At 48.7% G+C, this 13,369-nt stretch carries 12 protein-coding genes; 5 read left to right on the forward strand and 7 right to left on the reverse strand.

All coding sequences use genetic code 11. The features are described 5' to 3' along the window. Positions 1-206 precede the first annotated feature (206 nt). The 3 genes from ACOJTG_RS00410 to ACOJTG_RS00420 are packed head-to-tail and all read left to right on the forward strand — an operon-like array spanning position 207 to position 2,224. Positions 207-470 carry an autorepressor SdpR family transcription factor gene (locus tag ACOJTG_RS00410; RefSeq protein WP_102199986.1) on the forward strand — a complete coding sequence of 88 codons (264 nt, stop codon included), beginning with the start codon at positions 207-209 and terminating at the stop codon, positions 468-470. A gap of 4 nt (positions 471-474) precedes the next feature. Further along, positions 475-1,116: an SdpI family protein gene (locus ACOJTG_RS00415; RefSeq protein ID WP_420151988.1), complete on the forward strand. Its 642-nt coding sequence runs from the start codon at positions 475-477 to the stop codon at positions 1,114-1,116. Positions 1,117-1,147: 31 nt separating this feature from the next. After that, complete coding sequence (locus tag ACOJTG_RS00420) at positions 1,148-2,224, forward strand: alpha/beta hydrolase family protein (RefSeq protein ID WP_420151989.1); 1,077 nt, start codon at positions 1,148-1,150, stop codon at positions 2,222-2,224. A gap of 285 nt (positions 2,225-2,509) precedes the next feature. On the opposite strand, the gene ACOJTG_RS00425 is transcribed toward ACOJTG_RS00420, so the two are convergent. The 4 genes from ACOJTG_RS00425 to ligA form a co-directional block, all read right to left on the reverse strand. Continuing rightward, on the reverse strand, positions 2,510-2,926 hold the full coding sequence (locus tag ACOJTG_RS00425; RefSeq protein ID WP_094808941.1) for a heavy metal-binding domain-containing protein: 417 nt from the start codon (positions 2,924-2,926) through the stop codon (positions 2,510-2,512). Beyond that, on the reverse strand, positions 2,907-3,209 hold the full coding sequence (locus tag ACOJTG_RS00430; RefSeq protein WP_094808940.1) for a Dabb family protein: 303 nt from the start codon (positions 3,207-3,209) through the stop codon (positions 2,907-2,909). Before ACOJTG_RS00430 ends, ACOJTG_RS00425 begins: the two co-directional genes overlap by 20 nt. Before the next feature lie 95 nt (positions 3,210-3,304). Beyond that, positions 3,305-4,186: a 4-hydroxy-tetrahydrodipicolinate synthase gene (gene dapA, locus ACOJTG_RS00435; protein WP_420151990.1), complete on the reverse strand. Its 882-nt coding sequence runs from the start codon at positions 4,184-4,186 to the stop codon at positions 3,305-3,307. A 49-nt stretch (positions 4,187-4,235) separates the two neighbouring features. Then, positions 4,236-6,281 (reverse strand): NAD-dependent DNA ligase LigA, encoded by a 2,046-nt coding sequence (gene ligA / locus ACOJTG_RS00440; protein WP_420152006.1) that lies wholly within the window; start codon positions 6,279-6,281, stop codon positions 4,236-4,238. A 138-nt stretch (positions 6,282-6,419) separates the two neighbouring features. On the opposite strand from ligA, the gene rpe reads away from it, so the two are divergent. Then, positions 6,420-7,082, forward strand: a complete 663-nt coding sequence (gene rpe / locus ACOJTG_RS00445; RefSeq protein ID WP_420151991.1) for a ribulose-phosphate 3-epimerase — start codon at positions 6,420-6,422, stop codon at positions 7,080-7,082. A gap of 193 nt (positions 7,083-7,275) precedes the next feature. Here the strand turns inward: rpe and ACOJTG_RS00450 are convergent, their stop codons facing one another. Both ACOJTG_RS00450 and ACOJTG_RS00455 read right to left on the reverse strand, forming a co-directional pair. After that, positions 7,276-9,699 carry a TonB-dependent receptor gene (locus ACOJTG_RS00450; RefSeq protein ID WP_420151992.1) on the reverse strand — a complete coding sequence of 808 codons (2,424 nt, stop codon included), beginning with the start codon at positions 9,697-9,699 and terminating at the stop codon, positions 7,276-7,278. A 209-nt stretch (positions 9,700-9,908) separates the two neighbouring features. Further along, a complete protein-coding gene (locus ACOJTG_RS00455) occupies positions 9,909-10,292 on the reverse strand; it encodes a hypothetical protein (RefSeq protein WP_102199979.1) in 384 nt (127 codons plus the stop codon). A gap of 142 nt (positions 10,293-10,434) precedes the next feature. Here ACOJTG_RS00455 and ACOJTG_RS00460 point away from each other — a divergent pair, with 142 nt between their 5' ends. Next, positions 10,435-11,853: an MDR family MFS transporter gene (locus ACOJTG_RS00460; protein ID WP_420151993.1), complete on the forward strand. Its 1,419-nt coding sequence runs from the start codon at positions 10,435-10,437 to the stop codon at positions 11,851-11,853. Positions 11,854-11,905: 52 nt separating this feature from the next. On the opposite strand, the gene cls is transcribed toward ACOJTG_RS00460, so the two are convergent. Further along, positions 11,906-13,369, reverse strand: a complete 1,464-nt coding sequence (gene cls / locus ACOJTG_RS00465) for a cardiolipin synthase (RefSeq protein WP_420152007.1) — start codon at positions 13,367-13,369, stop codon at positions 11,906-11,908.

Below are 13,369 nucleotides of genomic sequence, written 5' to 3' on the forward strand. Positions count from 1 at the left end.
CCGTGGGTTCTGGCATCAGGGCAAGCTGGTATTTGCGAATGCCGTCTTTATGGTGAACTAAGCAATACTTGCTTCCATCTCAAACAAAAAATCCCGGTACGATCAGGTACCGGGATTTTTTGTTTGAGTACCGTATAAAATTAATTAGACGTTTGTCTAATTAACCAACTAATATTTAGATATTTGTCTAATTATCTATTTAACAAATGAATACTTTATTTAAAGCCCTAAATGATCCAACCCGGCGACAAATACTAGAACTACTCCAGGAGAAAGATTTGACGGCGGGTGAGATTGCGGAGCATTTTGACATGACTAAGCCCAGCATTTCTCATCATCTGGATTTACTAAAACAAGCCGATTTGGTGGTTTCCCTGAAGAAAGGGCAACATATTATTTATTCGCTCAACATGACCGTGCTGGACGAAGTACTCGCCTGGATCATGCACTTACGTACACCCAAACCCTAATCTTATGAAAGCTTCCCGTACTCTACTTGCCATCATCATTGCCCTGCTGCCGCTGCTGTATCTAAACTTTATCTTTCCTGAACTGCCGGATCGCGTACCGATTCATTTCGACGCTCAGGGACGGGCGGATAACTATGCGTCCAAATCCGGCTTTTACGGCTTTCAGTTTGGCTTAGCGGCCCTTTCCATTGGCGTTTTTTTGCTGATTAAAAACGGTCACACGACGAAAGCAAATGCCACCCCTCAGACCCAAGAAAACTTCGAACAGTTAGGACTGGGATCGACTGTCTTTTTGTCCGCTATCAACTTCATCATCATTCAAGCCGCTTTGGCTAAAGACGGACAAAAACTGATTAACTACGTCTTACTAGCCATTCCTTTTCTCTTCCTTTTCTTGGGCAACTATTTTATCCGCTTGAAGCCCAATTATTTCATCGGCATTCGTACACCGTACACGCTAATGAATGAAGAAATCTGGCGAAAGACGCATCGGCTGGCGGGACGCTTGTTGGTCATTTCCAGTCTGATTAGTATTCTTCCCATGTTGTACGTTGATTTTACAGGTAAAATGCTGATTGTCGGCGGTATGCTCGCGATTGGTTTCATTTATCCTATGTTTTATTCCTATCAGTTATCCCGTAAATAATTACTTTCCTAAAACCTTTCATGGCTCTCATATGAAGTTATTTACCTCCTTACTAGTTTGCCTGAGTACGCTTGCCTTTGCTCAGGAAACCAAACCTTTTCACGAAGAAGTCAGCTACTGGAACACCAAAGATTCCGTGCAATTAAACGGTACATTGACGATTCCGAATCAAGGTAAAAATTTCCCTGCTCTGATTCTCATTACGGGATCGGGACCGCAGGATCGGGACGAAACCATTCTGGGACATAAACCTTTCAAAGCCATTGCCGAATACCTGGGCAGTCGCGGGTACGCCGTCCTGCGATACGACGATCGTGGCGGAGGGAAAATGAATAAAACCTTCATTAATGCTACGATCGACAACTTTATCAAGGATGCCGAAGCGAGTCTGGATTACCTAAAAACCCGGAAAGAAATCAATCCCCGAAAAATTGGCATGCTCGGCCACAGCGAAGGTGGCAGTGTAGCTCCGGGCGTGGCCGCTCAGCGAAAAGACGTTGCATTTGTCATCCTGATGGCCGCACCGGGTCGATCGATGGTGGAGGTCATGCGGCAGCAAAATCGCGATTTGTTCTATACGGCAAAGATCGACTCAACAGTCGTTGAAACCTACGTTACGGAATACTTCGACAAGGTATTTCCTGCTTTTGCTACGCAACAGGATACAGCCAAACTAAGTGGGTTGATCCGGGAACGTATTGGTTTTCTACGTACCAAAATGTCGCCCAATCAGTTGTTCGTTTTTGGTATTCCCCCCAAAGAAGAGATGTACGTCAAACAGGTGGTTGCTAATTATAACGGGGAATGGTTTCGTCGCTTCATTACCTTCGACCCCGTTCCTTCCCTGCAAAAATTGACGGTACCGACGCTCGCGTTGAATGGTACTAAAGACGTCCAGGTAAATGCGGATATGAACCTACAGGGAATTGAAAAGGCTCTAAAAAAAGCCGGAAATAAACGGTACAAAATAGTACGTCTGGAAGGATTGAATCACCTGATGTTACCCGCCAAAACGGGCTTACCTCAGGAATACGCCGCCATCAAGGGTGACATTGATCCGACGTTCCTGGAAGCTGTCTACGAATGGTTACAGAAAGAGGTTAGGTAATACTGGTGGCATCCTGCCGCCAGCTAGGTAGGCACAGCTTACCAACTTTTACGTTCGTAGCGAATGCTACAGACAACCCGCTCCGCTAACGACATCGAATTTTAAAATAAACCTGTACCAGTTGCCTCCCTCTTTTTCAACTACTTCCCAACCCCAGAGGGGTTCAACGATACATAGCCCCGTATGTAATACGGGGAAGAAACCCTAACGAACAGTTGAGGTTTCAGGTTTGACGATCGCGTTTGCAATCCATCATACCTGAAACCTCAAACTCATTCAAACCTTCTAATTCCCTCGATACAATACCGCCGTTCCTTCCATGATGTAACCGTTGGAAGTCGTCGAGGTGTAGTACTGATACTTGACGTCAATGACGGCGTTGGCACCCATATCTTCGGCTTTCTTCACGAGCATCTGGGTCAGTCGGTCTTTCTGTCGAGCGTCATTACCGCGTTGCGTCATGGGCCCTTTAGTCGTCCGCTGAGCATCCGTCAAAGGCATTTCTTCGTGGATACTCACCTGATCAATCACTTGAAAAGGACGATCGGGTTTTTCCTGATTTTCCCAGTACACATCCAGGTCATACTTCCGGTCACGTGAAATGGGTACCGAAGGCATGAAACACGACGTTACCGTCCAGGCCAGTATACCAAAGCCCAGCACGCGTAGGCCGAGGGTTCGATTAAATCGTTTCTGAATCATAGATCACTACCCGATCCCAGTATTGCTTGCAGTCTTCCACGAATTTCAGGTGAATCGGGTCTACCTGATACACATCGTGGCCCGCCATATCTTTAAAAACGGTCAAAAGGCAATAATCGTACGAGCGATCAATGACGGGACGATCCGTAGAAGCCGGTTTGCCAACATTAAACAGCTCCAGGCCTTCTACCTGACCCAGGGAAGATACGCCCTGTTCAAATTTTAAACGATCTTCTGCAGAAATATCCGCTTTCAGGAAAAAATTAACGACGTGTACGAACATTAGAGTTTTCAGTTGTCGGTTTTAAGTTTACAGTTTCTGGCTTGCAGTTCCTACCGGGAATTCCCCACTGAAAACTGCAAACCGAAAACTGCAAACTAAACTAGTTTATCCTTTTGAATCACCGAACGTTGGCGTTCTTTTAATTCTTCGGAGGTTTTCATTAAGGGCAAGCGTACATCGGAAGAAATCAGTCCCAGCGATTCGAGAATCCCCTTCACGCCGACCGGATTTCCTTCTTCGTACAGCAGCGGATCAATGTCCAGGAACGAACCGAGGGTCTTACGGGCCGTGGCAAAATCACCATTGAGAGCCGCATGAATCATCCCGGTGAATTTATTCGGAAAAGCATTGGCAATCACGGACATTACGCCTACGCCACCGATGCTAATGATGGGTACGGCCTGAACGTCATCACCCGAGATGAGCAGGAAGTCTTCGGGCATATCGCGGAAGATTTCCATGCATTGCTCAATGATACAGGAAGCTTCTTTCACCCCGATGATATTCGGGTGCTGAGCCAGCTCAATCACCGTTGCACTCGTCATGTTGATGCCCGTACGACCGGGGATGTTGTACATAATCACCGGTACGGGAGAAGCATCGGCCACCGCCGTATAGTGAGCAATGACGCCCCGTTTACCGGGCTTATTATAGTACGGACAAACCGACAGAATGGCATCAACGCCCGTCAGGTCCGTTTTAATAATTTCTTCAACAACCTTGGAAGTGACGTTACCCCCGATTCCGTAGACGATGGGAAGTTTGCCCGCGTTTTTTTCCTTGACAAACTGAAGTACCTCCACTTTTTCGGCTTGCGTCATCGTGGCTGACTCACCGGTAGTTCCCTGAATCACCAGGTAATCAACGCCCCCGTCGGTGACGTGTTGCAGCATACGTTCCAGACCCGTCCAGTCGATGGAGCCGTCTTCGTGAAAGGGAGTAACTAGGGCGACTCCAACGCCGTGAAATTTTTTCATACTGGATGGTAATGGGGTCAGGTCTGCCTATGTATCCGTCCCCGATCAACTAAACTATTAATTTCAAAAATTCTTCTTCGCTAATCATCGTTACATTGAGCTTCTTGGCTTTTTCGACCTTGGAAGCTCCGGGTTTTTCACCCACGATGAGATAATTTAACTTACCAGATACGCCACTGAGCAATTTACCGCCGTGGGCTTCGATGAGGTGTTCAAGGGCTTCCCGCTCGAAATTCTCGAACGTTCCGGTGTACAGAAACGTCTTTCCGGCCAGTTTATCGCTCAATTGTTCGACAATCGCTTCCTGACCTACGCTCATCTGTAACCCCGCTGCTTTCAGCCGTTCTACAAAAATACGGTTATCTTCTTCCTGGAAAAATTCTACGACACTTTGAGCGATACGTCCGCCAATTTCGGGGACGTTTACCAGTTCTTCGGCACTGGCTTTCTCGATTGCCTCAATGGTTTTGAAATACCGGGCCAGCTTCTGAGCCACCGTTTCGCCCACATAGCGGATGCCCAGGGCAAACAAGACCCGTTCGAAAGGCACGGTTTTAGAATCGTCGATGGCCTTCAGAATAGCCTGCGTCGTTTTTTCCCGGAAACCAATTTTCTTGCTTTTGCCCGTATCAGGATCGGTGATCGTTTTTTCCAGCCCGAAGAGTTGCTCGTACGTCAACGCATAAAAATCGGCGGCGGTTCGTACCAGTCCTTTTTCGTATAATAATTCTATTTTCCCTTCGCCCAAGCTATCCATGTTCATGGCTTTCCGCTGGATGAAATGCTCCAGACGAGCCCGAATTTGTGGTGGACAGCCTTTTTCATTCGGACACAAACGGGCTACTTCGCCCTCCCGCTGAATCAGGGTCGAGCCACAGGCCGGACAGGTGGTCGGGTAATGAATAACCTCCGAAATCAGGGGTCGTTTTTCCAGATTGACACCCGTAATTTTGGGAATGATTTCACCTCCCTTTTCCACGTATACGTGATCCCCTAAACGCAACCCCAACCGTTCGATTTCGTTGGCATTATGCAAACTGGCCCGCTTTACGATCGTACCGGCCAGCAGTACGGGCGAGAGATTAGCCACGGGCGTAACGGCTCCCGTGCGTCCCACCTGATAGCTGATGGATCGCAGCGTTGTTTCAACCGACTGAGCTTTGAACTTGTAAGCAATAGCCCAACGTGGCGACTTGGACGTGTATCCCAATTCCCGCTGTTGAGCAAAGGAATTGACTTTGATGACAATCCCATCGGTATTCAAAGGCAGATCAAAACGCTTGGTTTCCCATTCGTTGATGTAGTCCAGTACTTCCTGAATCGAGGAGCATTTCCGCCAGGTTTGCGACACGTTGAATCCCCAGCGTTGCAGGGCCAGTAAGCTCTCTTCGTGCGTACTGAAAATTTCTGTATCGGCCAGAAAGGTATACAGATAACAATCCAGCCGGCGACGGGCCACTTCCGCCGAATCCTGTAATTTGAAGGTTCCAGCAGCGGCGTTTCGGGGATTCATCAGCGGTTCTTCGCCAATGTCCACGCGTTCCTGATTGAGTTTATTGAACGAAATCAACGGCATGAAGCCTTCGCCACGTACTTCAAAAATCGGCGGTAAATCTTCGGCTTCGATGTGGTGCGGCAGGGTTCGCAGGGTTCGCACGTTGTTGGTTATGTCATCCCCCCGCGTTCCGTCCCCCCGGGTTACGCCCGTGGTCAGTAGCCCGTTTTCGTAGCGAATAGACAGGGAAATGCCATCGAATTTCTGTTCGCAGATGAATTCAACATCTTCCTCAGGAATGATTTTACGAATGCGTTCCTCCCAATCCAGAATTTCCTGTTCGTTGTACGTATTCGACAACGACAGCATCGGATACCGATGGAATACGGTTGCAAATTCTTTGGAAACGGTACCTCCGACGTTCTGCGTGGGCGAGCCTTTGTGCTTGAACTGCGGGTACTCTAATTCGAGCTGGGTCAACTCCCGTAACAGGTCGTCGAACTCAAAATCAGACACTTCAGAAACGGCGTCCTGATAATATCGGTTATTTAAATACTGAAGACGTTCGGTTAGTTCGTCAATTCGTTGCTGAGGAGTCATGCGTACGGTTACTAAGGGACCGTTTTCAGTGCGACGCGTGACGGTTTTATCTACCCTAAACGCAGTCTTTGCCCACTGGAAACTGATTTTATACAAAGGTCTAAAACTTTCGCATACAGAAAAATTTACCTTTGCTCTATGAAAACGCCTTTAATCGCACCTTCGATACTTGCCTCTGATTTCGCAAACCTGCAACGTGAAATCGAAATGCTCAACCGCTCGGAAGCCGACTGGATTCACGTGGACGTCATGGATGGGGTCTTTGTCCCCAATATTTCCTTTGGTTTTCCAGTAGTAGAAGCCGTCAAACGCTACGCCCAGAAACCCCTCGACGTTCACCTGATGATTACGCAGCCCGAGCGATACATCGAGACCTTTCAAAAAGCCGGAGCTGATCGCATTACGGTTCATTACGAAGCCTGCACGCACCTGCATCGTACCGTTCAGCAGATTAAAGATGCGGGTTGTCAGGCGGGTGTGGCTCTCAATCCCCATACGCCGGTCTTGTTGCTAGAAGATATTCTGGAGGAACTGGATCTGGTCCTGATCATGTCCGTCAATCCGGGTTTTGGTGGACAAAAGTTTATCCAACGGACGTACGAGAAAATCAACCGTCTGTCGGAATTACGCTATACGCTTAACCCGCAGTTACTCATTGAAGTAGACGGTGGCGTGAATGCGGGGAATGCCCGAAAGCTGGTAGAACACGGAGCCAATGTGCTCGTCGCCGGAAACTTTGTTTTTTCCGCAGAAAACCCGGAAGTAGTGATTGCTGATTTGAAGAAGGACGCGGCGTTGTAATTAATTCAGAGTAGAACGGATTAAAATCCATTCCTACCAGATAAACCGAGCCTACGGCTCTTCCTCGCCACTCCAGCGAACGCCGAAGAACCGTAGGCTCGACCCCATTCTTTGGGTTGGGCTTTAGCCCAACCCCCTCAAACACAAAGAAGGACGGGCATTCGCTCGTCCTTCTTTGTGTTTAATATTCCTTCTAAATTTTCACTTCAAACGGAATAATCAACTTAAAACTCAAATTCCGGCCCATGTTGAATACCCCCGCCCGGCCCGTTCGTGGATTGACTTCCAGATATTTCAAACGACTTTGGTGTGACTGATACGCTACATCGAAAACGTTATTGGCCGAGAAGTAGAAGGACGCCAGCGTCCGTTTGTTCTTCGTTACAATGTCCGTACCCAGTCCGATATTCACGAGTTGGTACCCCGGTGTCGCGGTTTCCGTACCGTAAGCAGCCAGAAAGCGATTCTGCTTCTGCGTTACTTCCAGATCGATGGTCAGGTACAGATTCCGCAGGAAATCCCGGTACCGATCTTTCGTCAATTTTACTTGCGAAATCCAGCGGGGAGCGGGCATGAAAGGCAGGTACTTGGCTTCCTCTTCGCGAGCCGAGAGATTATCCCCGAATACGGCTGAATAACTCTGCGTAATACTAAACCAGCGAGCCGCCTGCGGATTGAACGTTACCGTACCTTCCATACCCCGAAGCCGGGCATTGCCCTGAGCGTAGCGGTAAATGGGAACGTTGCCGTTGTACAGCGTATCCTGTCCATTGGGTTTCTGTACCCGTTCGGAGTACGTATAATTTTGAATCGAGTTCTGGAAAACGCTCAGATCCACGTACCAGTTTTTGTCTTCGTAGGTCAATCCTAAATCGCCCTGATAAGCCACTTCCGGCACGGCGTCGAGCTTACCGATTTCATAGCGGAAGGTCCCGGCGTGAATGCCGTTCGACGAAAGCTCGGGTACAGTAGGTGCCCGAAAACCTCGCGAACCATTCACCCGTACGGCTAATTTTTCGGTCAGATTATACACGCCGCCTAAACTGGCCGATACGTTCTGGTAGTTTTTATCAAAGCCCGCAAAACGCTCACTGCCCGCACCCTGCGGCGTTACCTGGAAATTACCGTCTGGGTCGATGTACAGTTTGCCAATGTCGAGTAAGCGAATGTCGTACCGTACCCCGCCGGAAAGCTTCAGCCGATCGTAGCTCTTCTTGGCGAACAGGAATACACCGTTGTCGAAGAGGTTGTAGTTCGGATACAACACCTGAAAACCCTGATTGTCCAGCCGCTGGAACATCCCGTTGGTACCCACGTTCACCTCCCAGTTATTTTTGGCCGCGAAGTTGTACCGCACGTCGTAGTAATTGGTGTACAGGTACAAATCCAGTTGCGACTCCCAGGGACGGGTGACATCACCGTACTCGCTCCGGCGGTTGCGGGCCATACTCACGACGGCGGTTGCCGATGATCCATTGGCGAAATTGACCAGGTTATTCCAGGAAAGTTTTTCGTTGATGAGCTTTTGGGAATTGTACGGAATGAAATCACGACTGTTGAGTTCGTCATCCGTAACCGAGCGGTCTACTACTTCGCCGCTACCACTAACGCTCGCCGTTGTAAAGCGACCCGAGGCATCGCGGGTACCGTTAATGATGTTGTATTTCTGAAACGTCCGCAGGAAGTGAATGCGGGAATAGCCCCACTTTTTATTCAAACCAAAATAGCCGTTGACATTGATGGGCTCGGTAAAATTGGAAGCGAACACGCGACCATCGTACGCATTCCGGTAATTCTTGGTAGACTTGGTTGAAGCCTGAGCCAGCCAGACAAATCCGTTTTTGTTCCCCGCGATCTGAGCCGAGATTCCGTAGAGATTATTATTCGTCTGATAGTTACTCAGGATGCGACCCACCATTTTGCCTTCCTCGATCGGACGCGGCGACAATACGGACATTACTCCTCCTAGCCCATCGGAGCCGTACATCAACGAACCAGCTCCCCGAATGATTTCGTAGCGATCAATCGAATACTCATCAATCTGAATGCTGTGTTCTTCCCCCCACTGGTTATCCTCCTGCCGAACCCCGTCGTGCATGGTGATTACCCGGTTGAAGCCCAGTCCCCGAATGATGGGCTTACTCAGCCCTGCTCCGGTAGATACCTGCGACATGCCGGGTAGTTTAGCTACGGCATCGATCAGGTTGGTCGAAGATTGCTGCAATAACCGCAACTGCGTAATGGCCGCAATGGGAATGGGGCTTTCCTTAATTACTGTCTTCGTGGATGATCCCGAAACAATCACTTCTTCGAGCGACTGAGCGGCATTTTCCATCACAAAATCCTTGGTCGTTGCTCCATCCACAGCCACTTTTTCGATCACCGTCCGGTGGGAAACGTAACTGACCTGTACTGTAAACGTCCCTTTGGGCAGATTGGAGATTTTGTAGGTACCGTTTACGTCGGAAGTGGCTCCCACGCGTAATTCAGGAATGTATACCGTCGCACCCACGACGGTTTCGTTGTCTTCCCGGTGAATGACTTTACCGGAAAGGATATTCTGAGCAAACAGGCTTCCTGAAAACAGAAAGCAGAAGAAGAAGAAAATATTTTTCATCGAGTGTTTTTGCGGGAAAAATGGACCATACAGACATACGCATACCCCCAAGGCACGGGAACTACACGCGATGCTACCTGCTAGGATACAAAAAGAAAGAAAGGAGAAATCTTGGACTAAACTGACGTGCAAAGACATACGATCTCCTGCGGAGCCGGTACACCTCTACGTTAGGCCTGAATAGCCAACCATTTCGAAAATGAGTTACACTAGGCCGCGGGTGGACCTCGGAGGGAGTAATAGAGGAATTCACCAATCGGCGTAATTCCCTGGTAGAAAAGCGTAAAAACCGGACTTAATTCAATTTCCCAAGTCTGGAAATCAATTGATTCAACACTCGGCAGGTCCAGTACCGGGTTCGATACGGCATCCAGCAATAGTAACTCCAGCGAGGTGTGGGAGTTGGGCTGGATGGGCCCTTTTGTCTTCGAGCGGAAGGGGTGAGCGTGGGAAATAATCCGTCCATCGGCCAGTCGGTGCCCGTGCCGGAACACTACGCCATTGACAAGCATCACCGTAAACAGGCCGAGAAAAAATCTCGCGACTGTCAGCCGGTACAGGCTTCGCCAGGAAGATTGCGTAGCTAGGATCACAGGGAAGGTTTCAAATCAGGGACGATGTGTTACAAAAATAGAAAAGCTTTTGATATTTGGTTTGGGGTTGAAGCTTTATAGTTGATCGTGGAAGGATTTTTTCGGATTTAGCTTCGACTACCGGATGAATGTATAGCGATTTATGAAGAATACTATTTCCCTAATTATCCCTTTGATGCTGGGAACACTGATGGCAGGCATTGACAGCAGTATTGTGAATGTCTCCTTACCCACCATGAGTCGGGAGTTTGGGGTAAACGTCGATGAGATTGAATGGGTCATTACCATTTACATGCTGGGCTTTTGTATTTTCATGCCCCTGACGAACTGGCTGCGATTGCGGATTGGTTTTTATAAACTCTATCTGGGAAGCTTACTGCTGTTTATCTTAGGTTCGCTGGGCTGTGCCCTTTCCACTACCCTGCCCGAACTCATTACAGCCCGAGCCTTTCAGGCCTTCGGCGGGGGTTCGCTCTCCCCTACGGCGATGGCGATTTTGACAACTGTGTTTCCGGCCAACGAACGCGGTAAAGTCATGGGCTGGTGGTCGCTGGGGGGTATTACGGGTCCGGCGATCGGGCCTACGCTGGGTGGTTTGCTGACGGAATATTTCGGCTGGACTTCCATCTTCTACATTAACCTGCCCATTGGCATCCTGGCTATTGCACTGGCTATGCGGTCGCTGAAGTTTCTGGACCGTAGTCGGGATACCAGTATTCATTTCGACCTGAGTGGCTTTGCTCTGTTTACGCTATTTATTTTGCTGTTTCAATTTGCCATTGCCCAGTTTTCCAGCCAGGGACTTGGTTCCCTGCAGGTATGGCTACCCTTAGTCCTTTCGTTAGCGGCCTTAGGCGTATTTATCAAACGCAGCTATCATCGGCCCGGAGCCTTATTTGATCTTAGCATTTTTGAGCGACCGACGTACGTGTACTGCGTGCTGATTACGGTACTTCGCTCCATCGCTTTATTCGGTGGCTTATTTCTATTACCGTTCTTACTCCAGGGTTATCTGAAATTTTCTGAACTAGAATCTGGACTGATGATTCTGCCCAACTCCATCATGATGGCGATTTTCACGCCACTCGCGGGGAATCTCTCGGATAAGTACGGCCCCAAACGTTTTGTCATGGCGGGGCTGGGACTGGTGGCTCTTTCCATGTTCCTGTTCTCGCAAATCAATGAGCCCATGGTGTGGTATGTACTCCTTTCCATGATGATTCGGGGAATTGGACTAGGTCTCTTGATTACGCCGCTGACCGCTACCGCCATGAATGCCGTACTCCCCAATCAGGTGACGCCCGCCTCTTCGGTGTATACACTCATTCAGCAGTTAAGTGGTTCGATCGGTATTGCCTTTAGCGGGATGATCCAGCAATTTATCTACCAGTATTACATCAGCCGGAATACGTCGGAAATGCTATCTGAACACTACTCCATTCAGTATGTATTCATGATTTCAGGGTCGCTGGTGGCTCTCGGTATTTTTATCGCTACCAAATTGCCCCGGTATAAAGCCAAGCTGCCGCAAAATAATGAGCAACTGTCAGTGAATCCTTAAGCTTTCTAAATCAGTATGGATCACTGACTGTCAACCACACTTAGCCTTTATCCTACAGCAAAGGTGAAATCATGCGGGCTACTTTTTCCAGCATTTTCTTCCAAGCTGGTCGCTGTAGCCACTGACCGGGATCGATCCGTTCAGCGTACTGTATGTCTTCATAAAAGATATTACGCAGGTATTCGGATACCTGAGCGTCGTAGAGAAAGGCGTTCACTTCAAAATTGAGTTCGAAACTCCGAAAATCCATATTGGCCGTTCCGATCGAAGACAGTAAGCCATCGGCCACGAGGGTCTTGGCGTGAACGAAGCCCTTCTGGTACCGGTAAATTTCCACGCCTACCCGCAGCAAATCCTCGTAATACGACTGAGCCGCTGTATTCACCAGCCAAGAATCTGAAATACCGGGTACGAGCAACTTGATTTTTACACCACTCAAAGCTGCCACAATCAGGGCATCCAGCAGACTGTCTCCCGGGATGAAATAAGGGGTCGTAATCAGGATTTCGTTTCGGGCCAGATTAATCGCCTGTAACAGCGAAAAGAGAATACTGGGCTGAACGGAATCGGGACCACTGGAAGCAATCTGTACCAGAGCGTTCGTCTGCGACGCTTCGGGCTCACAGAAAAACTCGGGTTCGGGCATGAGCGATTGTGCGGCACAAAAATTCCAGTCGCACAGAAAAATATACTGTAAATAGTACGTCCCCGGACCGTCGATTCGCAGATGCGTATCCCGCCAGTACAGTTTATTCGAATTGGGGTTTTGATACCGATCCGAGATATTAATTCCCCCGGTAAAGGCCGTACTCCCGTCAATCACAATAATTTTCCGGTGATTGCGGTAATTCAGTCGGTTGGCTAGTGCGATGAATATAATACGGTAAAAGGGATACGCCTCCACGCCCGCCGCCCGCAGTTCCGGTACCAATGTGCGGCGAATGGAGCGGCTACCAAAATCATCGTAGATAAAGCGAACCTGTACACCTTGCCGGGCTTTTTCGATCAGCACGTCCTTGATCGCATTTCCAATGGTATCATCCTCAAAAATGTAGTACTCGATGTGAATGTGATGCCTGGCTGCCCGCAAGGCTTTCAGAATTTCAGGAAATGTTTCTTCACCGTTGCGAAGGACTTTGACGTCATTGTTAGCTGTTAACGGACTGATGTTATCGTTGAGAAGTAAATACGCCAGTTCGCGGTACTGCTGCACGGCCTCATGGTCCGTTTCGAGGTTGTTACGGGTAACCCGGGTTATCTGAGCGTAGAGCTTCTTGATGAGTTGATCATCGTCGAAAAGTTTTTTACTGTATAGACTACGGGTCCGATAATTCAGTCCTACCGAGAAGTACAGAATCATGCCGACAACGGGCAGAAAAACCGTTAAGAGCAGATACGCCAGCGTTTTCGTACTGGTCCGGGTGTCATAAATGATGCGTACACAAGTGGCAGCTACGATCAAACCGTAGATTAATTCGCCAATGAGCAGCCAGTCAATTTCTTCCAGTAAGGTCAT

The organism is Siphonobacter sp. (assembly GCF_048595215.1).
Taxonomy (GTDB): domain Bacteria; phylum Bacteroidota; class Bacteroidia; order Cytophagales; family Spirosomataceae; genus Siphonobacter.